Genomic DNA, 24,052 nt, shown 5'->3' on the forward strand with positions numbered 1-24,052 from the left:
TCAACTTAGATGGAAATAGGATCTCTCTCAATCTGGTTAACACTGTCCCTTCCTAAATTTCAAGTGTTGAAAACTAAGAAATGCAATAGCCATGCAAAAGCTGAGCTAATCATTATTGATTAGCGTACTACGATAAACCGATCGATATACCGTAGTTAAATCCGACAAGCTCCTATTATTCCACAGATGGTTTCAAAAATGCAAGCACATTCTGTAGATTTTTGTTTGTATTACTTCTCTAGTTGCTTAGTTGATTAATATTCGTGGGCAATATATCGGTTGCACCCGCAGGAGAAAAAGTAGCATCCAGCCCTGCGGCTATCTGTATAAAAACCTGACGACCAAACTGTTGAGAACATCCATATCAATTAGGAAGGCATCATGGCCATGAGGAGATTCCAGCCATTGTAGTTCTGCATTGGGAATCAGGGCTGCCAGTTCTTCCTGCTCAACGGGTGGATATAGGATGTCCGAATTAATAGCGACAATCAGGGCGGGCTGCTGAATACTGCTCAAAACCGTGTGATAATCCCGATCGGGACGGGTTAGATCGTGGCTGTCCATAGCATGGGTCAACGTGATGTAGGTATTGGCATCAAACCGTTCCACCAATTTTTTGCCCTGGTAACGCATATAATCCACGATCGCAAATGACTCAGTAACGCGATCGGACTTAACCTGTCGTCCGAAGCGAGCTGAAAAATTAGCCCAGGAACGATACGTACTCATAGCAATCATGCGGGCCACAGCCAGCCCCCGATCCGGTTGTTGTTTCGCACTATAGTAACCATTCTGCCAGTTAGGGTCAGTATAAATAGCCTGCCGTTGGGTTTCGCTAAACCCAATGCACCAGGCCGAGTGGCGACCGGGGGTGGCAATCACCGCGATCGCCCGGACTCGATCGGGATAAAGCAATGCCCACTCCAGCACTTGCATACCACCCAGAGAACCACCAATCGCTAATTGTAGCGATCGCACGCCCAAGGCTTCCAGTAAAACCCCTTGCAACCGCACCATATCCCGAATCGTAATCTCAGGAAAGGTTGGGCCATAAGCTGCCCCTGTTTTAGGATTGATGGAGGTCGGCCCAGTTGTTCCATAACAACTACCCAGTATATTGCTGCAAATAATAAAACTGCGATCGGGATCTAACGCCCGTCCTGATCCTAAAAGGGGTTCCCACCAGATATCCAGATCTGCCCAACCAGTTAGAGCATGACAAACCAGCACAACATTATCTCCAGCCCCATTGAGCTGTCCCCAAGTCCGATAGGCCACCTGAACTCCAATCAAATCTTTACCAGACTCCAGCTCAAAGGGTTCTGGGAGCTGATAAAACTGGCTTTGGGGGGAAATGAACTGCTGATAATTCATCTACTAAACCCCGGCAAAGGCCTGCTCAAAATCGCCTTTAATATCGTCGATGTGTTCTATTCCTACCGATACCCGAACTAAATCAGGGCTCACACCAGCCGATATCTGTTCCGTGTCTGTGAGTTGCTGGTGGGTTGTAGATGCGGGATGAATGACCAGTGTTTTAGCATCTCCCATATTCGCCAAATGGCTTGCCAGTTTCACCTGGTTGATAAAAGAGCGACCGGCATCGAGCCCCCCCTTGATACCGAAGTTCAGTACACCGCCAAAGCCATGTTGTAAATACTTTTTAGCCCGCTCATGGTAGGGATGTTCTGGTAATCCCAGGTAGTTTACCCATTCCACCTTGGGATGTTGTTTGAGCCATTGGGCCAGTTCCAGGGCGTTATCTACATGACGTTGTACCCGTAGGGAAAGGGTTTCTAATCCTTGTAAAAACAAAAAGGCATTGAAGGGACTCAAAGTAGGGCCTAAATCCCGCAGTCCTTCGACTCTGGCACGAATAATGAAGGCAATATTGCCCCATGAGCCTTGAGGGCCAAAAACTTCTTGGAAATTGAGGCCATGATAGCCCGGAGCTGGTTCTGTAAACACAGGAAACTTGCCATTTCCCCAGTCGAACTTGCCGGAATCGACGATGACACCGCCGATTGAGGTGCCATGTCCGCCAATCCATTTAGTTGCAGACTGCACCACGATATCAGCACCGTGTTCGATGGGACGGATGAGATAGCCTGCTGCACCAAACGTATTATCTACAATCAGGGGAATGCCATTTTCGTGAGCAATATGAGCTAGGGCGGCAAAATCGGGCACGTTAAATTGGGGATTACCGATCGTTTCAACATAGAGTGCCTTGGTGCGATCGTCGATCGCCTGCCGGAAATCCTCTGCCTCATCGCCATCCACAAATTTGACCTGAATGCCCAGCCGAGGAAACGTCACTTTGAACTGGTTGTAGGTGCCGCCGTATAGATAGCTGGTGGAAACAATGTTATCTCCCGCTTGGGCAATATTGGCGATCGCCAAAAGCTGGGCTGCCTGACCGCTAGAGGTTGCCAGGGCCGCAACACCCCCCTCCAGAGCGGCAATTCGCTTTTCAAACACATCTGTTGTCGGATTCATGATCCGGGTGTAGATATTACCAAACTCTTGCAAGGCAAAGAGACGGGCCCCATGATCCGCATCATTAAAGACATAGGAGGTTGTTTGATAAATAGGCACGGCACGGGCATTGGTTCCAGGAGCAGGTTCTTGCCCAGCATGAACTTGGAGGGTTTCAAAACGATAGGGTTCTGTCATTTGCTACAAAATACTTAAACTTTATCGATTTACCGTATTTTCTGTGTTGCAAACAAGATTCTACAGATGCACATCAAGTTAAGTCAAGTTCAGAAATCATTTTTTTAAGTTAATAGTGTTGTCGGTGGCAATCCCCCTGTGGTTGCTTGAGCTCCCACAAAATGCGATCGGCTAAAGATTGACATTCTTTGGAATCTATGAGATTCTTAAAAAATACGGTAACTCGACTGACTCACCGTAGTATACGAAATCTACCTATGCTGTCAGTTGTGGCAGCTACAGGAAAGTTGTGTAAGTAATTCCGCTGTAATTGGATAGATTGTTCTATTTTTTCGACCATGACTGAAGTAACTGTTTCAACACAAACCTCTCTGCGCCCGGTTAGCAAGACTGGCTTAGAAAACTTGGCAATAACGGCGAAAGCCAACCCAAATACAATCAAGTCATTAAAAGTCAAAACAGTCTGTGAAGGGCAGTTTCGTAACTTGAACTATGTACGAGACTTACCAGAGCACGTCATTGATGAACCACCCGGTTTGCTGGGACAAGATACAGCCCCTAACCCCTCAGAAGCATTACTGGCAGCACTCGGGTCTTGCCTATCTGTGGGAATTCATGCCAATGCGATCGTGCGTGGAATTAGTCTGACCAAGCTAGAACTAGAACTAGAAGGCGACATTAACATCACCGGTGTTTGGGGAATCGGCGATTTATCAGAAAAGCGTCTTGGCTTTACAGATATTCGCGTCAAAGTCGATTTAGAAGGCGATGCCAGTCGCGAAGCCTTAGAAGCTTTAGTTGCTCACTCTAATAATTGGTCTCCTGTAGCCAACACACTCCGCAACCCTGTCAATTTAGCAGTATCCCTTGCTTAAACAGGCTTGCTTCGCAGTGGATATATCCTGCAAAAAACTGGGTTTCTGGTCTTATTCAACGCGAACTATGAAAAATTCTGGTTCAGAAACCCGGTTTCTAGAAAAGGTTTTTTGCCCTGCGCGCGCAAGTCCTAACTATTTCACCGCTCTTGTAAAGAAGGTTGACCTATGCAGGTTGCTTCAACATTAGTTTCCAACAAAAGTTTAGAAGAACCGATCGCCCTTAGCCCTTTGATTGCCGAATTAAAAGCCGCGATCGCTCAAGACCTTGTACCTAAAGTGCAAAGTATCGATCTAGAGGGTGTTTATCCCCGCGATTTTATGCAGCGTGTCGGTGCATTAGGAGGCTTTGGTCAAGCTGTTGCGCCAGAGTTTGGCGGAGCGGGTAACGGTTTAAAAGCAGCCATTCAAGTAATTGAAGCTATCTCTGAAGAATGCTTGTGTACGGGGTTTATGACTTGGTGTCAGATTGCCTGTGCTTGGTATATGCAGTGCAGCGATAATACCTATCTCAAGACAAATTTATTGCCCCAGATAGCAACAGGGCAAGTGCTTGGTGGCACAGGGTTATCAAACCCAATGAAACATTTTGCTGAGATTGAAAAAATTGCCCTCACCGCCGAGCGAAAACCAGGTGGTTATGTACTGAATGGTCTATTGCCTTGGGTTTCTAATATTGGTACAGGACACCCCTTTGGCATTGTTGCTCAACTTTCCGAGGGGAATGATTACTTAATGGCGATCGTCTCAGATCGGTTCGCTGGATTATCGCTTCGACAAAATTCCCACTTTATTGCTTTAGAAGGCAGTGGCACTTTTAGCTGTGTTTTCAAAGAAGTATTTATTCCTGACGAACAGGTTTTAGCAGTACCGTGTGCAGACTATGTACAGCGAATTCGTCCGGGTTTTATTCTGACACAAGTTGGTATGGGCTTAGGGTTGATCGCTGATTGTATCAACATGAGTGAGGCAACTCATTCTCGTTTAGGTCATGTCAATTGCTTTCTCGACGATGGAGCAGAGGATCTGGCCGCTGAACTAGCGATCGCCCGTCTGAAAACCTACACCCTAGCCGATCGGTTGAGTCAGCCAGATGCAAGCATCACTCCTGATTTGCTCAAAGAGGTAATTCAGTTGCGGATTACTGGGTCTGAACTCTCATTGCGAGCTGCTAATGCTGCCATGCTCCATGTCGGTGCACGCGCCTATTTACAGGGTTCTAAACCAGCCAGACGACTGCGCGAAGCATACTTTGTGGCGATCGTTACACCAGCAATCAAACAACTTAAAAAGATGTTGCATCATCTAGAGCAACCGCTAATGGCTAATGGCTAATGGCTAATGGCTAAGTGCTAATTGGGGGAAAATTATTCCCATTTTTCCCATTTCCTTTTTCCCATTTCCTCCAATGGATATGAGCAAGCCTTTTATTGCATCACTAACGAATGAAACTTGGCAAGATCGGGCAACTCCTCTGCTTTCAGTCCAAAATTTGCAGAAGCAGTACAAAACTCGCCAGGGGTATTTGACTGCATTCGATGGTATTGACTTACAGGTTTACTCTGGTGAAGTCGTTTGTTTGCTGGGTGCGAGTGGGTGTGGTAAGTCATCCCTGCTAGCAACGATCGCAGGTTTGCAGACAGCAGATCGCGGTGAAATATATCTGCACGGCATTCCAGTTCGTAAAAGTCATCCTCAAGTAGGCGTTGTGTTTCAAGATCCTTGTCTGTTGCCTTGGCTTACTGTCGCCCAAAATATTGCTTTTGGACTGAGGCTAAAACAGATGCGATCGCTAACAAAGCCAGAACTGCGATCGCGCATTGCAGTCGCGATCGCCCAGGTGGGACTACAGGGATTTGAGCGCAGTTATCCACATCAGTTGTCGGGGGGGATGGCACAGCGCGCAGCACTAGCAAGAACACTGGCGCGTCGCCCTCAACTGCTGCTACTGGACGAACCCTTCAGTGCCCTAGATGCAATTACTCGGTTGGATATGCAAGCTTTGCTGTTGCAAATCATTACCCAACAACAAACAACAGTCTTGATGGTGACACACGATATTGACGAAGCGCTACTACTAGGCGATCGCGTCGTATTAATGGCGCGACATCCAGGGCGAATTTACCGAACTTGGGACATCACCCAACCTAAACCCCGATTTCAGCAAGCCCATACCCTAACTGAAACTCGATTCAGCATCTTAGAGGCTTTATCCATCGTGATGGATACATCTGCCAATCTTCCTCATGCTTTGATAGGAGACTAAATTATGACATTGCCTAATGTCTGTGCCTGCTGCGGTATGAGTCGGCGCGATTTTCTGAAAATGACGGGTCTATTTTCTACTTCTCTAGGTTTAACTTTAGCAGCCAATGGTTGCCAATCAACTCCACCCCAAGCAGGGAATAGTCTTAGCCCCACTCCTAGCAAATCCAGCGCTGACCAACCAGTAAAGATTGGCTATCTACCGATTACTGATGCAGCCCCCTTGCTAATTGCCCACGCGAAAAAGCTGTATGAAGCAGAGGGCTTAACGGCTGAACCACCGCGCCTCTTTCGCTCTTGGGCACAAGTGGTAGAAGCGTTTCTCGCCCGTCAGGTGAATGTAGTTCATGTGCTATCACCCATCACGGTATCACTACGTTATGGGCGCAAATTTCCCGCTAAGGTTGTGGCTTGGAACCACGTTAACGGATCTGCGCTCACGGTTTTGCCTGAAGTAGAAACGGTGAGAGATTTGGGTGGGAAAACGATCGCTATTCCCTTCTGGTACTCCATCCATAATGTTGTGTTGCAACAAGTGCTGAAGAAGGACGGATTGATAGTTACCCGAAAACCAAAAGATGCAGAAATAGCTGCCAATGAAGTGAATTTGGTCGTGCTTCCCCCGCCGGATATGGTGTCAGCACTGGCAAATAAGGCGATCGGGGGTTACATTGTGGCAGAACCTTTTAATGCGGCGGCTGAAGACCTGAAAACGGGTAAAATTCTCCGCTTTACGGGAGATGTCTGGAAGAATCATGCTTGCTGCGTTGTCTGTCTGCATGAAGACGATATTACCCAACGTCAAGAATGGACGCAGAGTGTGGTTAATGCGATTGTTAAAGCTCAGGCATGGATTCGAGACAATCGCGAAGAAACAGCCCAGATTTTGTCAAAAGATGGTAGTGGCAAATATACACCCCATCCTTTACCTGTACTGAAACGTACCCTGACTTACTACGAAAAAGAGGTCTACGGCAAACAGGGCGCTATTGTGCATCCTGACTGGGACATTAATCGTATTGATTTCCAGCCCTATCCTTTTCCTTCTTATACAGAAGAATTGGTGCGGTTGTTGAAAGATACTCAGGTTGAGGGAGATATGGCTTTTTTGCAAGCGCTCGATCCGAAGGAGGTTGCCAAAGATTTGGTAGATGATTCCTTCGTTAAACAAGCAATACAACAAGTTGGTGGATTAAAGACTTTTGGTTTACAGGATAACTTCTCTCGCTCTGAGACGATCGCCATCTAAATTAAATCTATGACATCCACTCTTACTCCTCTCAAATCATCTTTCAAGTTTAAGTTTCCTCTACCTCTCGCAGGGCTTCTCGGTGGTTCCCTAATCTGGTGGCTGTTGACAACTCCACTTTGGCATAGCGATCCGACTGTAGCTGATTTTTCCCCAGAGCGAACTGTCGTCGCCCTAATACAGCTATTTGGCACAGGTGCGATCGTTCCCCATATCACAACGAGTTTGCGCCGGATGTTGGTGGGGTTATCGGTGGCGATCGCGATCGGGGTGCCCTTGGGGGTAATATTGGGTTTGTCTCGCCCTTTAGAGCAAACTACTTCTGCTCTGTTGCAGTTTATTCGGATGATTTCACCCTTGTCTTGGATGCCTCTGGCCGTGATGGTTTTAGGCATTGGCGATCTGCCTGTTTATTTCCTACTAACGATCGCCGCGATCTGGCCGCTGGTATTAAACACAACCGCAGGCGTATTAGCCGTCAATCCACGATGGTTATTACTTTCCCAAAGTCTTTGTGCCACCCGTTGGGAAACAATTGCTGGGGTGATTATTCCGGCGATTGTTCCCCACCTATTAACGGGTGTGCGCTTGGCAATTGGTATTATTTGGATGGTGCTGGTTCCAGCCGAAATGCTCGGTGTCAGTGCGGGCTTGGGGTATTACATTCTGGATACACGCGATCGTCTGTCTTATTCAGAACTAATGGCTGTAATTTTAATTATTGGTGTCATTGGTTATGGTTTAGATAGTGCGCTAAGATTTGCTTATCAGCAATGGACTCATCAATCTTAATTCAAGTTTAGGATACTCTCGCTGTTGAGATTTCGTGTATTAATGGTCAACCTCAAACGTACTCGTGAAGATGTACTGTCCGCTGTTTTAGATTTGATTCATCGCCAAGGATTTCACTCAACTGGGTTGAAAGAGTTGCGAACCCATAGTGGTATTTCTTCTGGTAGTTTCTATAACTATTTTGCCTCGAAAGATGAGCTGGGCCATGCTCTAATTGACTGGAAGTGGAGCAAGCTAAAATCTATACTATTTGCTGAAATTCAGACTGATGCGATCGCCCAACTTTTTCAAATGATTGACCAGTTAGAAACCGTTCATCAAGCTGAAGATCCTTGTGCTGGCTGTTTTCTTGGCAATTTGATTGTAGAGCTAGTGGAACATGACCCTACATTTCGTCAACATCTGATCCAGGTTTTTGATGACTGGCAGCAGGAAATAGCTAGTTTGCTGTTTGCTGGCCGCGCTCAACTTAAGCCAGAGATCGATCCTGAACGACTGGCACAACAGCTTTTGAGTGCGATCGAGGGGGCATTATTGCTAGGACGCTTATACGATAACCCTGAGCGCTTACAATATTGCCTTGATGGATGTCGTTATTTGTTGCAAGCATCCTTGCAAAATGAACTTGTGCCTGAATAATTGGGTCTTCCGTACTTACTGTGCTAAATTGTCTCAAAAAAATACCGAAAATCCTTGCAGGGCAAAAGTTGGGAGATTACCAAGTTTATCTGTATCTCACTCACCGGAAAATAGCTGTAGATCGGTCGCGATCGCAGGAGAAAAAGTAGCATCTAGCCCTGCGGCTATCTGCATAAAAATCTGAGATACCGCCGAGTTTGGATCTGCAATTGTTAGCGGTTTTCCTGTATCACCCCCCGCACAGATGCGCGGATCTATAGGAATTTGGGCAAGGAGAGGTGATTGGAGTTCTTCTGCTAGCTGTTTACCGCCGCCACTACCAAAAATTTGCAGCGGTTCTGAATCGCGATCGCAAATTAAATAACTCATATTTTCAATAATCCCAAGAACCGGAACCCCAACTTGGCGAAACATATAAATATTGCGACGAACATCGGAAATAGATACTTGTTGGGGCGTAGTAACAAGAATGACTCCACAAATCGGACTTTCTTGCACAATAGTAATTTGAGCATCTCCGGTTCCTGGGGGTAAATCAATTAGTAAATAATCTAATTCGCCCCATTCTACATCTTGAATAAACTGAGTAATAATTTTGTGGAGAACGGGACCGCGCCATGCTAAAGGGCGTTCGGGTTCGGCTAGTAAACCCACAGACATCAGTTTGATTCCTTGTGCTTCCAAGGGTAAAAATTTCTGACCTTTAGCAGTATTAACTGTCTCGATATCTGCTTGTCCTAAGCCTAACATTTGAGGGATATTCGGGCCGTAAACATCAGCATCTAGTAAACCTACTTTGGCTCCCTGTAATTTTAAAGCTGCTGCTAAATTGACAGCAGTTGTGGATTTACCCACTCCACCTTTACCGCTAGAAACGGCTAATGTAGTTCGCACGTTAGCTATCGTGCAAATTTGAATATAAGTTTTTTTACACCAGGTTATAGGTGATAAAACAAATTCAATTTTTGCTTGTAAGTCTTGCTGATGCGAACCAATATAAAGGCGCAAATAAATGTAACCATCAACAATTCGCAAATTTCGCACCATGCCCAAACTGATGATATCATTTTTGAGGATGGGATCGATGACTTGTTTGAGATAGTTTACAACTTCTTGCTGTCGCTGTTCTACCAGGATATCGGGGTTTTCTGAGGGTAGATGTGAGTCAGTTTTTGGTAAGGAGGAAGAATTAAGCATTGGGGGAATTTTGCAGTAATTTGTGAATTTTTTGAATAGCTCTTTCAGAAAAGATAGAGACTTCTTTATCGGGATCGTCGAGAGATTGCTGTAGCGCATTCATCGCTGCCGGATTGCTGAGATTGCCGAGCGCGATCGCGGCTTCTTTTCGCACATCTGAATATTCATCAGCTAAGGATCTAATTAAAGCAGGTAGCACTCGTTCGTCTGGCATTTTTTGCAAAGCTTGTAACGCGAATTTGCGAACTTGCCAGTGTTCGTCACTTACCGCCGTTTCCAGCGCGGAAATTGCCGCAGAATCGGCATGAATTGCCAAAGATTTAGCTGCATTTCGTCGCACTTGCCAGTCAGTATCGCTTTTGAGTGCTTGACACAAAATTGAGATAATTTCTGGATCTGTTAAATGTCCTAAAGTTAAAGCCGTAGCACGGCGAACATTGACATCTATATCAGATACTAAAGCCAAAGCTTGCGGACATTTTTCCACCTGATTGAGATAACTGAGAGTGGTGACTGCTGCTGCTCTCAATTCAGGGATTTTTGATGCAAAGAATGGTAAAATATCGGGTAAAGATTGAGCATCGTGAATCTTCCGCAACAGAGTTAATATGTTGAGTTGGATATTAACATTGTCGCGGTGGAGTGCATCTAGGAGTTGTTTTAAGTCAGTGGGTGAAACTAATTCATTCAACGCCGATAATGCTTCTTGGCGAATATCGACCTCGGCGGAGCCTAGACATTCAATTAAAGGCGAAATAGCTACAGGGTTGCCAATTTCCCAAAGAGCAGATATTGCAATTTTCTGAACGGCAATACTGTCATCAGACAGGGCAATAAGTAGGGCATTTGTAGCTTCTTCATCGCCCAAATATTGTAGATTTTTAACGGCAACAAGGCGATCGCTGAGATCGGGCGATCGCAACATTTCCAGCCATTGATTTAATTCGCTATCAGTCTCAGCATTCATGGTTTTATAATCCCTACAAACTAGAACAAATTTAGCGCAACAAGAAAGGTATTTTAACCGTAATTGCATTCGTCGGACATTCTTTTTCACAGGGTAAGCAAAACCAACATTCATCGTATTTCATGTAAGCTTTGCCTGTTTCTGGATTTTTGGCTAATACATCCAAAGGACAAACATCAATGCAGACATGGCATTTTTCCAAACACTTAGACTCATCTACAGTGACAGGAACATCAATTCGTTGTGTAATTAAAGCCATAGTTAGTTGCGATCGTTAATTGTGAATAAACAAAGGTACGTAGTTGTGCTTTAGCACTCTTCTCTTTAAGCCGCTGGGTTAAAACCCAGTCTAATAGAGAAATCGGTTAAAATTCAGATATTGCACCATTGTTAATAAAGGAATCAATCGTGGGGTGGGGGCGGGTTTTTTAGCTTTTGCTATGCGGTTTAAGGTTTTTGGCGAACCCCCCCCTACAGGCTTTTAACAATGGTGCAATATGTAAAGTAAAACCCAACTTACAAAATACATTCGCTCGCGATAAAAACTCAACGAGCTACAACATCATAATCCTCTTTATGCAAATCAACCTCCACAATATAAGGTTCAACTGGACGCTTAAACAATCTCATTTCTCCCGACTCTTCTTTTTTCAAGTTAACATGGCAAAACCACTCTTCATCATTCTTGTCAGGGTAATCTAATCGATAATGATAAAGCCCCCAACGAGTCTCGCGGCGATACAAAGAAGCTCTCGCCGCCATCTCCGCACAGTCTCGAATAAAGTGAACTTCCATACAGCGCATTAACTCATGGGCATCGCGAGCACCCATTTCCTCCAAAGTTTCGTGATAGCGGACAAAATTATTCAACCCAATTTCCAGTTTATTGCCTACTTTGGGCGGCTGTAAATAATCATTCACCAAGCGCCTTAACTTATATTCTACTTGCGTGTGAGGAATTCCATTCGGCAGATTTAAAGGTGCATAAATTCGCGCTTTTTCTGCTTCCAGAAATTCAGCATCTGGCTCGACATAATCTACATCTTGGATGTAATCAATGGCATTAGTTCCTGCTAACCTACCAAACACAAACGCGCCGATCATATAATTATGAGGAACGCTGGCCATATCTCCCGCTGCATAAAGTCCCGGCACAGTTGTTTCTGCCTTTTCATTCACCCAAACACCAGAGGCGCTGTGGCCGCTGCATAGCCCTATTTCTGAAATGTGCATCTCCACGCCGTGAGAGCGATAATTTTCCCCTCTACCTTCATGAAATCTGCCTCGACTAGGCCGCTCGTTTGACCAAAGAATTGACTCGATTTCAGCGATAGTATCCTCATCGAGATGAGTCATTTTTAATTGAATCGGGCCTTTGCCAGAGTTTAATTCCTTCCAAATTTCCAGCATCATTTGACCGCTCCAATAATCGCAATTAATGAAGCGATGACCTTCCGCATTAGCAGTATGAGCGCCGAAGGGACCGGCAACATAAGCGCAAGCAGGGCCGTTATAATCTTTAATTAACGGGTTGACTTGGAAGCACTCAATATTACTCAGTTCTGCGCCTGCATGGTAAGCCATTGAATAGCCATCTCCGGCATTAGTCGGATTTTCATAGGTTCCATAAAGGTAGCCAGAATCTGGTAGTCCCAAACGGCCGCAAGCACCTGTAGAAAGAATGACAGCTTTGGCTTGAATTACTACAAAATCGCCATTTCGCACGTCAAAGCCAACAGCACCAGTAGCGCGTCCTGTTTGTACTAAGACGCGGGTTGCCATAACTCGATTTGTAACTTTAACTTTATGGCGTTTCACCTGTCGAGTTAAAATTTGTTTGAGGTCTTTACCTTCGGGCATTGGTAACACATATTTGCCTACGCGGTGAACTTGTTTTAAGTCATAGTTTCCCTGAGCATCTTTCTGAAATTTTACTCCCCAAGTTTCTAACTCTTGGATGACTTCATAGCCTAATTTTCCGGTTTGATAAACAGCTTTTTGGTTGAGGATACCGTCATTAGCAAGGGTAATTTCGCGGACGTATTGTTCTGGTGTGGAATGGCCGGGAATGACAGCAGTATTCACGCCATCCATTCCCATTGCGATCGCACCACTTCTACGAATATTTGCCTTCTCTAAAATTAGCACTTCGCTGTCAGGATTTGCCTGTTTAGCTTTGATCCCAGCCATAGTGCCAGCCGTACCGCCACCAATTACCAGAACATCCGTTTTTATGTATTGAGTATTCACCTTGATTTCCTCTTGCTAATTACTCTACTTACTGTCTTTGAACACAATTTCTTTAACCTGAACTGGCTTAGGAAGCAGTTCTAATTTATGGAAAGTATCCGCAATTTGCTGTTGTCCGGCTATCTCTTCATCCGTCAAGGGAGAAACGCCATACTTACGTCGCTTTTCTGACACTTCTAAGACGGAGGCTTCTATTCCTAATTGCGTCTCCAAAAATTTAGCAACTTCTACTGGATTGCCCGCCGCCCATCGATCTACCTTTTTGACCTCATCTAAAATGAGTTTCAAAATCTCAGGATGTTCGTCAACAAAAGCCTTACGAGCGAGATAGTAACCTCGATTAGCCGCGATGCCTGTGCCATCTTTAATCAGTCGTGCGCCTGCGGTTTTTTCGGCTGATGCTAAATACGGGTCCCAAACCGCCCAAGCATCGACATTTCCGCCTTCAAAAGCGGCACGGGCCTCTGCTGGTTTGAGAAAAACTGGAGTGATGTCGCTGTATTGAAGTCCAGCCGCTTCTAAAGCTTTAACTATTAAGTAATTGGTGTTAGATCCTTTGGCAAAAGCAACTTTTTTGCCTTTGAGATCGGCAACAGATTGTATGGGTGAATCCTTGGGAACCACAATACCTTCAGACTGAGGATTTGATGTTTCGTAAGCAACATAAACTAATGGTGTTCCGGCAGCTTGGGCAAAAACTGGCGGCGCTTCTCCTGTGTAGCCGAAGTCAATACTGCCTGCATTCATTCCTTCTAATAATGGTGGCCCAGCCGGAAATTCTACAAATTTTACAGAAGATTTGGAGGCTGCTAAGGCTTTTTCTAAGTCGCCTTTGGTTTTAAGAGCGTTGAGAACGGTAGCCGATTTTTGGAAGCCGATGTTAACAGTAACGCTTTTGGTAGGTGCGGGAGTGTTAGTTGCAGTGGTTAGTTGAGCGGCAGAGTTTTGTACGGTATTGTTGCTAGAGCAAGCTGCTACTCCCAAACTCAAGCCGAGTCCGGTTGCAAACAGCAGGGAAAGACTGCGACCTCTTGGAGAAAGGAAATTTTGGCGGTAGTAAGTCAAAAGGCCTAAAGGCTTGGCTTCTGAGAACTTAATCCACATAAATATCAATAAGGAAGGGATTGAGAGTAACTTTAGGTCAGTATACCACTAAATCTCGATAAATTTACCGGAGTTAATAGTTTTTCACTTTCGGAGCTTAAGATTTTGGAGTGCGATCGCTCATGGTTACAGCACTTCAGTCCATCAGGAACCTCCAGATTTTGTAGGGTGGGTCAGATGCAGCGATTGAACGAGATCGTTAGGGTTTGAGCGTCTGACGCACCTTACTAATTGTGCAGTTGCGTAAATACTGTACAAATTCGGGATGCTCTCCGTCCATCAACCAAGTTGCTGCAGAAAAATTGAAGATAAAACTTCCTTTTTGAATGATGATTTCTAAGTATAAAAGCTGGGATTGGGGAGCTGATCGTTGAGTACCCAGTTACCCAAATCGTGAATTTTGTAGTCAACAGAATCATGTAGCGTAAACGTTCTCAGATTACGCCAGTAGCGATCGAAACCATATTTACTGGTGGTAGCACGCGCCCCCATCACTTCAAAAATGCGAGTAGTCACATCTAAACCTATTTTTGTGGCAGCAATTTTTGCAGTTGCGATCGCGATCGCGCATTTTCCACGTTCTTCTGTTGTTAAATCTATGCCTTTTTCCCAAGCTGCTTGCACAATGGCGGCGGCTCGATCCGTCAAACTGCTAACCGCTTGCAGATCGACCCACATTTCTCCGTAGTGTTTCAGAATGTAAGGATCTTGCGTCACACTAGGAGCAGTGGAGGTCAACCAAGGTCGTCCTTGGGTGCAAGTATAGTCTTTGGCAGCAGCAAATGCTCCTTCCGCAATACCCAAATAAATATGGGCAAGATTTATTTGCGTCAAACAAGCTCGTAAAGTACGGAAAGGAATATCTGCACGGGTGCGATCGCCAAACACTTCCGAGTCATAAACGCGCACTTGGTCGAAACTAATACTACCGCTATCGGTTTGACGTTGCCCCATATTATCCCAATCGTCATGGATTTGTATTCCCTCTCTTTGAGTGGGAATTACAATAATTGTGAGTTCGGAAGTATCTTGACGAACCGCAGTGATGGGTAAGATATCAGAATCTTTAGAGCCCGAGCAAAAGCTTTTTGTACCGTTGAGTAAAAAGCCTGTACCATCAGGAGTTAAAGTGGCACGGCGATCGAGGGGATTGAGAGCATTGCACCAGAACCAATTGTTTGTCACCGTATCTTTGTAGAACTGTGCCTTGCGCTCCTCCGTGCCAAAAAGATGCGGGATAACAACCCCTAAATGGTGATAGGAGTAAACATGGGCTAGAGAACTATCAGTCTTTGCCAACTCGCGGGAAATTTGGAGTGCAGCGATCCATGTTTCGCCAATACCGCCATATTCTTTAGGGATAATCAAACCGAGCAAACCGCTAGAGCGAATGCGATCGCGTTCATACTTTGGCGTACCGCCAACACGATCTCGTTCGATGGCAGTAGCAGCAAATTCTTGAGCAAGCGATTTTGCGATCGCTACATAATCTTGCTGGCTGTCTTGTTGTGTTGTGCTTTTCGAGTCTGCAAGGGATGTTTTCATATTTGACGATCCAAAATTGAGGGAAATAATGACGTACAAATGATTTAGGATTCCTATAGGTTGGTCAGTCCTTAAAACCCAAGTAAACAGAAATCGGTACATCTTCAACAAACTGACCTGAAGGTTCGGCACTGAGAATTGCTGCTTTAATTTCCGCCTCAAATTCGGAAGTATCGCCATTAAAGTAATCACGACGGCAGTAAGCGGTGGAGTAGAGATAACCAATAAAATTATCAATCGTCCAGTGTTTTTGAAAGTCAATCTTATGGCGCTGAATCCGAACGAATGGCGAGCGATCCAAAACTTCTAAATCAGACTTGTAGAGCAAAGGAACGCTGCTCGATCCCACACGCCGCTCTTCTCCTAGCCACCGTTTGATCGTAGCTAGCACATTTTGTGCCCAAACAGAGTCATTTGACCAAATATCTTTTTCAGTTTGAATAATCGCTATCCCCCTATTAGCGTTACTGGTGCGATCGAGCACATCGTAGCTACGCTGTAGCACCAATTCTTGATCCATCCAATGAAAAGCACGACCAATGGTGACAAGGGAAAATGTACCAATTGCCGGGGAAATATTTTCTGCTAAATCCCTTACCCAAGTGATATTTGAAGCATGAGCCAGTTTAGCTTCTTGCTTGGCAACTTCGAGCATTTCTGTATCGGGATCGATACCCAAAACAGATTGAAATCGATCGTGTAAGGCGATCGCTACCAAGCCAATCCCACAGCCGAGATCGAGAAGCTTGCCTTGCCCGTCTAATTGAAATTCGTGTGAGATTAAATCGTAAAGAGCATTTGGGTAGCGCGGTCGATATTGTAGGTAATAAGAAATCGCTCCTTGAAAGAGGGTTGGATCGTAGCTTGGGAGTATTTTAGTAGTCATGATTGAAGTCAAGTTTTGCTGAATTAGGATTTAGGTTTTGAGATAGCTGCTTTGATAATGATGGGTTTTAGCAACAATTTTATTCACTATAATATAGAAATTGTTGCCTCTTTAAATTTATAGAATTTACAAATGAAACCTCCTCCTTCTTGATGAGATATTAATTGCGATCGCAGCCTGGGGTTTAAACCTCTAAGGGAACAGTTTGCGTATTGGATAAATCCAAGGTACTCAATAATTTTTCTTTCCAATATTGCAAATCGCGATCGGTACGCCTGCGGGGACGGGGAAGATCGATATCTAACTCGAGATGGATGCGTCCAGGGTTGCCACGCATGACTATCGCGCGATCGCTTAAAATCAGTGCTTCTTCAACATCATGGGTGACAAGAATCATCGTCTGGCGATCGGATTGCCAAATTTCTAACAGACGATCCTGTAATTGCATTCTAGTAAAGGAATCGAGAGCACTAAAGGGTTCATCTAGCAATAAAATAGAAGGATTAGTGACGAGGGCACGCGCGATCGCCACCCGTTGGGCCATTCCTCCTGATAGTTGACGCGGCAGCAAACGAGCAAAATCTTGTAATCCAACCTTAACTAGAGCATCACTTGCCCGTGCCTTGCGTTCATCTTTCGGTAAATGATGCAAACCAAACTGCACATTTTCCCAGACGGTTAACCAAGGCATCAGCCGAGGTTCTTGAAATATTACACCAATTTCTGGATGAGGTTTGCTAATGCGAATATTGTCAATTTGCACATCTCCATAAGTTGGCATATCTAATCCGGCAACGATCCGTAAAAGTGTACTTTTGCCGCAACCACTCGTACCAATTAAACTAACAATCTCGCTACGATTAACAGTTAAATTAATACACTCCAATCCTACAAAACCATTTTTAAATCGCTTATGTAGTCCTTCGATGATTAGCATATATGTTTCCTCCTTGGCGCTTTGAATGAATGCTTGAAACTAATGTTTTGAACTAATGGTTGGAAGCGTGAACATCCTGCCAATGGAGTAGCCTATGCGATGCAAAGCCAATAATTGAGTCAGTCACTTTTCCGAAAATCGCAAACAAGAGAATGCTGGCGAGGGTGATGGCGGGTCGTCCAGTCGCTTGCCCATCGATCAATAAGAAGCCTAAGCCCTGACTGGCTCCCATCAATTCAGCCGCCACGACAAACATCCAGCCCAAACCCAAGCCACTCCGCAAACCGACAATGTAGGCAGGCAATGTCGCGGGCAAGAACACACGGCTGATAAGCTGCCAATCATTAAGTCTATAGATTTTGCCAACCTCCACCAATTTGCGATCGACATTGTGAATGCCGCTCATGAGATTTAAGTAAACGGGGAAAAAGACTCCAACGGCAATCAGAGCAATTTTAGAAGGCTCATGAATTCCCATCCAGAGGATGAATAGCGGCACCCATGCGAGGGAAGGAATGTTGCGGAGTGACTGCAAAAGCGGGTCGAGTAAATCGTGAATTAGGCAAGAATAGCCTGTTAATCCTCCTAGAATAGTGGCAAAAAATGTACCAATCAAGAAGCCAACAAAGACTCGATAGAGTGTAATGCCGATGTGCTGCCATAGTTCCCCTGCTGCACCGATCTGCCAAACTGTTGTGAGAATAGTTGAGGGAGCAGGTAACAAGTTAGGAGGAACAAAGCCAAACCTAGACAGGCTTTCCCACAATATTAAGAGAAAGACTGGCAAGAGCAAGCCTTTCGCTCTGCCCAGACGACTGAGAAGTTCCCAAATATTACCTGTTTGTGCGCTTGAGATTGCGATCGCAAGTCTTTGTCCCATAACTTATTGCTAATTGCTAATGGTTAATTGCTAATTGCTAACTGCTAATTGCTGCGAGCGTACCTCACTTGTTTGAGAATCGCTACAGCCCTTCTCAGGTAGATGAGGTATCACTGTTAGTTGGTAATGGAGTTGTTAGGTGCTTACCTCACTTACTACATAAGCACAATTAGAGGGCTAAAGCCCAACTACGTACCTCACTCGTTTGAGAATTGCTATATATCCACAGCAGATGTTTTTTACTTAGGATTTAGCAATCTTTGCCACATACTGCGGATCGATTAAATCGTTAACTGCTGTAATCACGTCAACGGAATTCTCGATTACGCCGCTTTTTTTCAAGACATCCCCAGCAGCACTAATAACGGCTTTTTGTTCGTCACCAATCGATGAGTTTGATATATCGGTTCGCTCTTCTAATTGTTTAGTTGCTACGGCTTCTGTCAGCTTCGATGCTTTAATTACAACTTGCTTGAGTTCGCTGGGATTTGCGATCGCCCATTTCCGTGCCTTCTCATAGGCGGTTAGCACTTGACTAACTTGTTCAGGATATTGTTTGGCAAATGCCTCGCGGACATTCAAAAAGCCTTGACTAATTAGTTTGGTATCGCGAAAGAAAAGTTTCGAGCCTTTTTCTACTTCTGTCTGTGCCATAAATGGATCGAGACCAGCCCAGGCATCGACATCGCCTTTCTCAAGGGCAGCTTTACCGTCAGCGTGGGGTAAAGGCACAATTTCCACATCTTTGGCAGTCAAACCGACTTGATCTAAGGCACGCAACAAGAAAATAAACGGATCTGTTCCGCGCGTTGCTGCAACTTTCTTGCCTTTTAGATCGGCGACTTTTTGAATGGAAGAATTTGCAGTAGTTACTAATGCTGTCCATTCGGGCTTCGAGTAAACGTAAATAGATTTGATGGGATTGCCATTGGCTTTGGCAATCAGTGCGGAAGCACCAGAAGTCGAGCCAAAATCAATGCTGCTGCCATTGAGAAACTCTAATGCCTTGTTACTACCTTGACTGAGAACCCATTCGACTTTGATATTGGCTTTGGCTAAGTCTTCTTCTAGCCAGCCTTTCTCTTTGAGTACGAGACTGACAGGATTGTAGTAGGCATAATCTAAACGTACTACTGTAGGCACTGCCGTAGGAGATGAGCCGGGAGATGCTGCTGTAGTGTTAGTTCCAGGAGAGGAAGAATTACAGGCATTGACTAATAGCGATAGAAACAGCCCTGAAATAAAAAATAGCAGTAACCTACGTCTGGCAATGGCAAACCACTTGCTCATGATTCGTCTCCTGAACTCCTTGCTAAATGTCTCGTTTAATTAGGACTTATGTAGTTTATACTATAAACCGACCGGGTTGCCGTAGTATAGCTGAATTTTATCTTACAGCAAGGCACACTCAAGATCAAGGGTTAAAAGACGAACTGGACTGTTGGTGGTGCTATGGGCAACTCCCTTGCCAAGATCGCGCTCGCGCTCAATCGGCTTGATTAGCAAGGGGCGGTTAGCTGTTTTTAACAGGTGAGTCGCTACTAGAGAACCACTAAAGCCAGCACTGACGGTCGCGCGCGATCGTTGTTGGAGTATCAGAAATCATCAGTATTGTCGGAACAATATCAGCATCAAATAGAAGAGTTCGGCTTATCAGTATTTTCGGTAGTTGAAGTTGTCACAGTCATTAACTGAGCGACACCCCAAATCGACGGTGTTTTGCCGATCGCTTGCAGAATATGGTCGCGGGCTGCCATCGCTGCCCTCAAGATGCCTAACAGCACCGCAGCCGGAAGCATCGGCACCAGAACCCGCACCTGTTCAATCAAAGGAGAGCAGCCTGATGAGCAAACTGCAAGCACCCGACAAAGAAGCGACTGTCAGGTTTACCGTGGATATGTCCGAATCCCTGCACCGTAAACTGTCGGTGCTGGCGGCAAAAACCGGGCGCAAGAAAGTGGACCAGAATGCGGATGCTGTTGGAGGATGGGTGGAAGGAAGTAGATGCGTAGGGCGATCGCTAACTTGCGAGCGCTGCTCGCTTTAAAAAAGTAATTTCTTAAAAAGAGATCGGCGTTTTGGGTCTAATATCACGTCTGTTAAAATTGCTCGGTTGCGTCCAAGTCCTGACGGGGTGGCACGCAAGTTGAAAGCTTTGCGCTTAGAAGGGTTTAAGTTGATCGCGATCGAAAAGATAGAGGCTGGCGAGCGCTACTTTTTCGGGTTTAGACTTTCTTAGAATGAAAATTGGGGGCGAGCGCTACTCTCATAATGTCACTCAGCCTGTCATAATATTTGTTGTTATCTTGAGCGAGGTTCAGGAGCCTAAATGCTTAACCCATCAAGGTTTCAGAGGCGTTGTCACCCCCTCAGCAAATAACAGAATATATATGTATTCAATGCTACCCCAACCACTGCCGTTTTCCATTCATTACTTTCGCCAACTAGCTGCCTTGGGCGAGAAATTTCAGATAACCAATCGTCAAGGTAAATCTCTCTCAATTTCTGAAGGGATAAATCGAGCGGCTGATTTAGTACATCGGCAAAATCAGCAGCAGCGAAAAGTTATGTTCATTGGTAATGGGGGGAGTGCAAGTGTAGCCAGCCATCAGGCAGTTGACTACTGGCGTAATGGTAATATTCGAGCGATCGCCTTCAACGACAGCGCCTCACTGACAGCCGTTAGTAATGACTTCGGCTACGAACAGGTTTTTAGCAAACCAATTTCTCTATTTGCTCAATCTGGAGATATTTTGTTTGCGATTAGCAGTTCGGGAGAGTCAGCTAACATCCTTGCTGGCGTTCGCCAAGCAATAGAAATGGATTGTCAAGTAATTACCCTCTCTGCCTTCCAAGCTAATAACCCCTTGCGTCAACTTGGACATCTGAATTTTTACGTTCCGACTATGTCCTACGGTTTTGCAGAAATCATGCATCTGTGCATTTGTCACTGTATTATAGATGGTTTGGTTAAGGGGACTTTGCCTAGTTCTGATAAAGATAGCTCTCTGAGCATTGCTGAAGACGAAGCATCTTAATCGTTACCAAAGGTAAAACATTGATTATGTACTTGAGGAAACTTAGTCTCAATGGAAATAGCAATCAATACAGAAAAGTATCTTGATTTTGAAACCTGTGCAGAGGTACTTGCTCGCTACCGACAACAGGGGTCTAAAATCGTCCTCTGTAATGGAGTGTTTGATTTACTTCACCCAGGACACATCGCTCATTTGCAAGCCGCTAAAGCGATGGGAGATTTGTTAGTGATTTCCCTCACGGCTGCTCCCTACGTTAATCGAGGGCCGGGAAGACCGATATTTTCTGATGACCTGCGTTTCAGTTCTCTAGCGGCACTAGCGTGCGTTGATTACGTTATCTTAACCCCGAAAGTAACGGCGTTAGAGGTGATTGAGAAAGTGCGTCCCCATATTTACTGCAAGGGAGATGAATATGCTGACGCAAGCAAAGATGTAACCAAAAATATTGACCTAGAAGTCGCCCAGGTTAGAGCTTTTGGGGGCGATGTTCGCTATACCCAGGAAATCACTTTTAGCTCAACGCGGTTGATTAACAATTACCTTAATGTTGTCCCTGCTGAATTAAAGGATTACGCTAGGGATTTGACTCAGCAGTATCCGTTTGAGCAGGTTAGAGATGCTGTGGAGGCGATGCAGCCGCTTAAGGTTTTAGTGCTTGGTGATGTCATTATTGATGAGTTTGTTCACTGTACTGTTCAAGGATTAACATCGAAAGGTAGAGCGCCGTCCACTCGATTTGTGAAAAAAGAACAGCACCTGGGAGGAATTTTTGCTATTGCTCGCCATCTTGCCAGTTTCGCTAATTCTGTTACAGTAGCAAGTGCGATCGGGAGTGAACCTGATGTGCATCGCTTGATTGCAAATCATATCAATGATTCGTCGCTTCATCTAAATTTGCATCAGGCAGAAGGCTATTCCACTATAACCAAATGCCGTTATATTGAACAGCAAGGCAAAACAAAGGGTTATACGCAACTCTTTGCGATTAATTCTATAGATGAGGACGGACTAGCACCCCAGGAGCGCGAAAAACTCTTAGATTCTTTGGAGAAGTCCATCAAAAGCTACGATATAGTCGTTTTGGCTGACTATGGTCATGGATTAATTGATTCATCGGTGATGGAGCTGGTTCAAGCTCAAGCACCGTTCCTAGCTGTTAACTGCCAAACGAACAGCGCCAATTACGGTTACAACCTAATCAGTAAATATCGACGAGCCGATACATTTTGTATAGACGAGCAGGAACTTCGCCTCGCCTTTTCTAATCGGTACGGCGATCGCCACGAACTACTGAAGCTTTTGCAATCCCATTTAGGGGCGCAACAAGGCTGGTTGACAATGGCCGATTCCGGATCGTTGGGAATTCAGGCAGATGGAGAACTGGAAATGACTCCTGCTATGACACAACAGGTCAAAGATACTACAGGTGCAGGAGATGCCTTTTTTGCCCTAGCTAGTTTGAGCGCCAAGTTAGGTTTACCTCTAAGGCTGGGGTCGTTCTTGGGGAATTTGGCAGGAGCGATCGCTGCCAATATACTGGGGAATGAAAAGCCTGTGGAGAAAGCTCGCTTATTGAAGTTCGCCAAAACAATTTGTACGTTCTAGAAGACTGTCAGGAACCAATCAATCTATGAATTCGATGCAACAAGTTCTGGTTACGGGTGGTGCAGGTTATGTGGGAGCTGTCTTAGTTCCTAAACTCCTGCAAGCTGGATATCAAGTCAAGGTGCTAGATCTCTATATCTACGGGATAAATGTGCTAGCTGCTGTCAAAAATCATCCTAATCTGGAGGAGATTCAAGGAGATATCCGCGATCGCGCACTGCTTGAAAAAGTTATGCCGGGATGCGATGCGGTGATTCATTTAGCTTGCATCTCCAACGATCCGAGTTTTGAATTAGATCCGGATTTGGGTCGTTCAATTAATTATGATGCGTTTGTTGACTTGGTGGATGTAGCGAAAGATTCAGGAGTCAAGCGATTTATTTATGCCTCTTCTTCCAGTGTTTACGGGATTAAAGAAACTGACAATGTTACAGAAGACTTGCCGCTTCTGCCTTTGACAGACTATTCCCGTTACAAGGCTTTATGTGAGGAAGTATTGCTGAGTAAGCGAGAACCAGGATTTGTCACTTTAGTTCTGCGTCCGGCGACAGTGTGCGGCTACTCTCCCCGCCAGCGCTTAGATTTAGTGGTCAATATTCTCACCACTCAAGCTATCAACAATGGCAAGATTACAGTTTTTGGCGGTCAGCAGAAACGCCCCAATATTCATATTGAGGATATGACCGATCTTTATCTTAAGTCTCTCCAATGGTCAGATGAAGCTATCGATGGGAAAATCTTCAATGCTGGCTACGAAAATCATACCTTGATGGAAATTGCTGAGATGATTAATAAGGTAGTGGGATCTGTAGAAATCGTCACTACACCCACTAACGATCTTCGTTCTTACCATATTTCCTCAGAAAAAATCAAGAAAGAATTAGGATTTGTGCCTTCACATACGGTGGAAGAGGCAATTCAGGATTTAGTAGCAGCCTTTAGATCCAATCAAGTTCCAAATGCTCTAACAGATAGCCGTTACTATAACGTTAAAACGATGAAGGATCTCAACTTAAATTGAGATTAGACCTCTTGCGTGAATAGAAATTTTGGCGTTGCTCAAAAGCGAGATGATGTGGAACGAAGTTCCAAGCATCTAGTCCTATTTCATCCCAGGAATTAGCAACGCCTTCATCTGTTCATTACT

23 protein-coding genes are annotated in these 24,052 nt (G+C 45.0%); 10 read left to right on the top strand and 13 right to left on the bottom strand.

Translation table 11 applies throughout. The features are described 5' to 3' along the window. Positions 1–318: 318 nt before the first annotated feature. Positions 319–1,374, bottom strand: coding sequence for a homoserine O-acetyltransferase MetX (gene metX, locus QUA20_RS10675; protein ID WP_333188600.1), 1,056 nt, complete (start codon positions 1,372–1,374; stop codon positions 319–321). A 3-nt stretch (positions 1,375–1,377) separates the two neighbouring features. Continuing rightward, positions 1,378–2,676, bottom strand: coding sequence for an O-acetylhomoserine aminocarboxypropyltransferase/cysteine synthase (locus tag QUA20_RS10680; RefSeq protein WP_333188601.1), 1,299 nt, complete (start codon positions 2,674–2,676; stop codon positions 1,378–1,380). A gap of 338 nt (positions 2,677–3,014) precedes the next feature. Here QUA20_RS10680 and QUA20_RS10685 point away from each other — a divergent pair, with 338 nt between their 5' ends. The 6 genes from QUA20_RS10685 to QUA20_RS10710 all read left to right on the top strand — a co-directional run bounded on the left by QUA20_RS10685 (position 3,015) and on the right by QUA20_RS10710 (position 8,496). Then, entirely contained in the window at positions 3,015–3,551 is a 537-nt protein-coding gene (locus QUA20_RS10685) for an OsmC family protein (protein ID WP_333188603.1), read from the top strand. Positions 3,552–3,719: 168 nt separating this feature from the next. Then, a complete protein-coding gene (locus QUA20_RS10690; protein WP_333188605.1) occupies positions 3,720–4,886 on the top strand; it encodes an acyl-CoA dehydrogenase family protein in 1,167 nt (388 codons plus the stop codon). A gap of 79 nt (positions 4,887–4,965) precedes the next feature. Then, complete coding sequence (locus QUA20_RS10695) at positions 4,966–5,817, top strand: ABC transporter ATP-binding protein (protein ID WP_333188606.1); 852 nt, start codon at positions 4,966–4,968, stop codon at positions 5,815–5,817. Between the two features lie 3 nt (positions 5,818–5,820). Beyond that, entirely contained in the window at positions 5,821–7,065 is a 1,245-nt protein-coding gene (locus QUA20_RS10700; protein WP_333188608.1) for an ABC transporter substrate-binding protein, read from the top strand. Positions 7,066–7,074: 9 nt separating this feature from the next. After that, entirely contained in the window at positions 7,075–7,857 is a 783-nt protein-coding gene (locus QUA20_RS10705; RefSeq protein WP_333188610.1) for an ABC transporter permease, read from the top strand. A gap of 42 nt (positions 7,858–7,899) precedes the next feature. After that, the gene (locus QUA20_RS10710) at positions 7,900–8,496 is read left to right on the top strand and encodes a TetR/AcrR family transcriptional regulator (protein WP_333188612.1); all 597 of its coding nucleotides are present in this window, start codon (positions 7,900–7,902) and stop codon (positions 8,494–8,496) included. Positions 8,497–8,592: 96 nt separating this feature from the next. On the opposite strand, the gene QUA20_RS10715 is transcribed toward QUA20_RS10710, so the two are convergent. The 11 genes from QUA20_RS10715 to QUA20_RS10770 all read right to left on the bottom strand — a co-directional run bounded on the left by QUA20_RS10715 (position 8,593) and on the right by QUA20_RS10770 (position 20,091). Then, complete coding sequence (locus QUA20_RS10715; RefSeq protein WP_333188613.1) at positions 8,593–9,693, bottom strand: Mrp/NBP35 family ATP-binding protein; 1,101 nt, start codon at positions 9,691–9,693, stop codon at positions 8,593–8,595. Then, positions 9,686–10,660, bottom strand: a complete 975-nt coding sequence (locus QUA20_RS10720; protein WP_333188616.1) for a HEAT repeat domain-containing protein — start codon at positions 10,658–10,660, stop codon at positions 9,686–9,688. Before QUA20_RS10720 ends, QUA20_RS10715 begins: the two co-directional genes overlap by 8 nt. 31 nt (positions 10,661–10,691) lie before the next feature. Further along, positions 10,692–10,919 (bottom strand): 4Fe-4S dicluster domain-containing protein, encoded by a 228-nt coding sequence (locus QUA20_RS10725; protein WP_172190211.1) that lies wholly within the window; start codon positions 10,917–10,919, stop codon positions 10,692–10,694. 287 nt (positions 10,920–11,206) lie between these two features. After that, entirely contained in the window at positions 11,207–12,910 is a 1,704-nt protein-coding gene (locus QUA20_RS10730) for a fumarate reductase/succinate dehydrogenase flavoprotein subunit (protein WP_333188617.1), read from the bottom strand. 24 nt (positions 12,911–12,934) lie between these two features. Then, positions 12,935–14,014, bottom strand: coding sequence for a sulfonate ABC transporter substrate-binding protein (locus QUA20_RS10735; RefSeq protein ID WP_333188619.1), 1,080 nt, complete (start codon positions 14,012–14,014; stop codon positions 12,935–12,937). 336 nt (positions 14,015–14,350) lie between these two features. Next, positions 14,351–15,559, bottom strand: coding sequence for an acyl-CoA dehydrogenase family protein (locus QUA20_RS10740; protein ID WP_333188621.1), 1,209 nt, complete (start codon positions 15,557–15,559; stop codon positions 14,351–14,353). A gap of 64 nt (positions 15,560–15,623) precedes the next feature. Next, positions 15,624–16,445, bottom strand: coding sequence for a class I SAM-dependent methyltransferase (locus QUA20_RS10745; protein WP_333188623.1), 822 nt, complete (start codon positions 16,443–16,445; stop codon positions 15,624–15,626). Between the two features lie 184 nt (positions 16,446–16,629). After that, complete coding sequence (locus QUA20_RS10750) at positions 16,630–17,382, bottom strand: ABC transporter ATP-binding protein (protein ID WP_333188625.1); 753 nt, start codon at positions 17,380–17,382, stop codon at positions 16,630–16,632. Positions 17,383–17,434: 52 nt separating this feature from the next. Continuing rightward, the gene (locus QUA20_RS10755) at positions 17,435–18,262 is read right to left on the bottom strand and encodes an ABC transporter permease (protein WP_333188627.1); all 828 of its coding nucleotides are present in this window, start codon (positions 18,260–18,262) and stop codon (positions 17,435–17,437) included. A gap of 243 nt (positions 18,263–18,505) precedes the next feature. Further along, positions 18,506–19,552, bottom strand: a complete 1,047-nt coding sequence (locus QUA20_RS10760) for an aliphatic sulfonate ABC transporter substrate-binding protein (protein ID WP_333188629.1) — start codon at positions 19,550–19,552, stop codon at positions 18,506–18,508. A gap of 341 nt (positions 19,553–19,893) precedes the next feature. After that, the gene (locus tag QUA20_RS10770) at positions 19,894–20,091 is read right to left on the bottom strand and encodes a hypothetical protein (RefSeq protein ID WP_333188631.1); all 198 of its coding nucleotides are present in this window, start codon (positions 20,089–20,091) and stop codon (positions 19,894–19,896) included. Positions 20,092–20,105: 14 nt separating this feature from the next. Between QUA20_RS10770 and QUA20_RS10775 the strand changes: the two genes are divergently transcribed. The 4 genes from QUA20_RS10775 (at position 20,106) to QUA20_RS10790 (ending at position 23,926) form a co-directional block, all read left to right on the top strand. Then, the gene (locus QUA20_RS10775) at positions 20,106–20,309 is read left to right on the top strand and encodes a hypothetical protein (protein ID WP_333188633.1); all 204 of its coding nucleotides are present in this window, start codon (positions 20,106–20,108) and stop codon (positions 20,307–20,309) included. 343 nt (positions 20,310–20,652) lie between these two features. Beyond that, entirely contained in the window at positions 20,653–21,300 is a 648-nt protein-coding gene (locus QUA20_RS10780) for an SIS domain-containing protein (RefSeq protein ID WP_333188635.1), read from the top strand. Between the two features lie 51 nt (positions 21,301–21,351). Further along, a complete protein-coding gene (locus tag QUA20_RS10785) occupies positions 21,352–22,905 on the top strand; it encodes a PfkB family carbohydrate kinase (RefSeq protein WP_333188637.1) in 1,554 nt (517 codons plus the stop codon). A 25-nt stretch (positions 22,906–22,930) separates the two neighbouring features. Next, on the top strand, positions 22,931–23,926 hold the full coding sequence (locus QUA20_RS10790) for an NAD-dependent epimerase/dehydratase family protein (RefSeq protein ID WP_333188640.1): 996 nt from the start codon (positions 22,931–22,933) through the stop codon (positions 23,924–23,926). Positions 23,927–24,052: the final 126 nt, after the last annotated feature.

Origin of the sequence: Microcoleus sp. Pol7_A1, assembly GCF_036701085.1 — a bacterium.
GTDB classification, from domain to species: domain Bacteria; phylum Cyanobacteriota; class Cyanobacteriia; order Cyanobacteriales; family Microcoleaceae; genus Microcoleus; species Microcoleus asticus.

What these genes read in the sequence shown, in the direction of transcription:
- metX (WP_333188600.1), bottom strand. Translation starts at nt 1,374, where the DNA reads ATGAATTATCAGCAGTTCATTTCCCCCCAAAGCCAGTTTTATCAGCTC.
- QUA20_RS10680 (WP_333188601.1), bottom strand. Translation starts at nt 2,676, where the DNA reads ATGACAGAACCCTATCGTTTTGAAACCCTCCAAGTTCATGCTGGGCAA.
- QUA20_RS10685 (WP_333188603.1), top strand. Translation starts at nt 3,015, where the DNA reads ATGACTGAAGTAACTGTTTCAACACAAACCTCTCTGCGCCCGGTTAGC.
- QUA20_RS10690 (WP_333188605.1), top strand. Translation starts at nt 3,720, where the DNA reads ATGCAGGTTGCTTCAACATTAGTTTCCAACAAAAGTTTAGAAGAACCG.
- QUA20_RS10695 (WP_333188606.1), top strand. Translation starts at nt 4,966, where the DNA reads ATGAGCAAGCCTTTTATTGCATCACTAACGAATGAAACTTGGCAAGAT.
- QUA20_RS10700 (WP_333188608.1), top strand. Translation starts at nt 5,821, where the DNA reads ATGACATTGCCTAATGTCTGTGCCTGCTGCGGTATGAGTCGGCGCGAT.
- QUA20_RS10705 (WP_333188610.1), top strand. Translation starts at nt 7,075, where the DNA reads ATGACATCCACTCTTACTCCTCTCAAATCATCTTTCAAGTTTAAGTTT.
- QUA20_RS10710 (WP_333188612.1), top strand. Translation starts at nt 7,900, where the DNA reads ATGGTCAACCTCAAACGTACTCGTGAAGATGTACTGTCCGCTGTTTTA.
- QUA20_RS10715 (WP_333188613.1), bottom strand. Translation starts at nt 9,693, where the DNA reads ATGCTTAATTCTTCCTCCTTACCAAAAACTGACTCACATCTACCCTCA.
- QUA20_RS10720 (WP_333188616.1), bottom strand. Translation starts at nt 10,660, where the DNA reads ATGAATGCTGAGACTGATAGCGAATTAAATCAATGGCTGGAAATGTTG.
- QUA20_RS10725 (WP_172190211.1), bottom strand. Translation starts at nt 10,919, where the DNA reads ATGGCTTTAATTACACAACGAATTGATGTTCCTGTCACTGTAGATGAG.
- QUA20_RS10735 (WP_333188619.1), bottom strand. Translation starts at nt 14,014, where the DNA reads ATGTGGATTAAGTTCTCAGAAGCCAAGCCTTTAGGCCTTTTGACTTAC.
- QUA20_RS10740 (WP_333188621.1), bottom strand. Translation starts at nt 15,559, where the DNA reads ATGAAAACATCCCTTGCAGACTCGAAAAGCACAACACAACAAGACAGC.
- QUA20_RS10745 (WP_333188623.1), bottom strand. Translation starts at nt 16,445, where the DNA reads ATGACTACTAAAATACTCCCAAGCTACGATCCAACCCTCTTTCAAGGA.
- QUA20_RS10750 (WP_333188625.1), bottom strand. Translation starts at nt 17,382, where the DNA reads ATGCTAATCATCGAAGGACTACATAAGCGATTTAAAAATGGTTTTGTA.
- QUA20_RS10755 (WP_333188627.1), bottom strand. Translation starts at nt 18,262, where the DNA reads ATGGGACAAAGACTTGCGATCGCAATCTCAAGCGCACAAACAGGTAAT.
- QUA20_RS10760 (WP_333188629.1), bottom strand. Translation starts at nt 19,552, where the DNA reads ATGAGCAAGTGGTTTGCCATTGCCAGACGTAGGTTACTGCTATTTTTT.
- QUA20_RS10775 (WP_333188633.1), top strand. Translation starts at nt 20,106, where the DNA reads ATGAGCAAACTGCAAGCACCCGACAAAGAAGCGACTGTCAGGTTTACC.
- QUA20_RS10780 (WP_333188635.1), top strand. Translation starts at nt 20,653, where the DNA reads ATGTATTCAATGCTACCCCAACCACTGCCGTTTTCCATTCATTACTTT.
- QUA20_RS10785 (WP_333188637.1), top strand. Translation starts at nt 21,352, where the DNA reads ATGGAAATAGCAATCAATACAGAAAAGTATCTTGATTTTGAAACCTGT.
- QUA20_RS10790 (WP_333188640.1), top strand. Translation starts at nt 22,931, where the DNA reads ATGAATTCGATGCAACAAGTTCTGGTTACGGGTGGTGCAGGTTATGTG.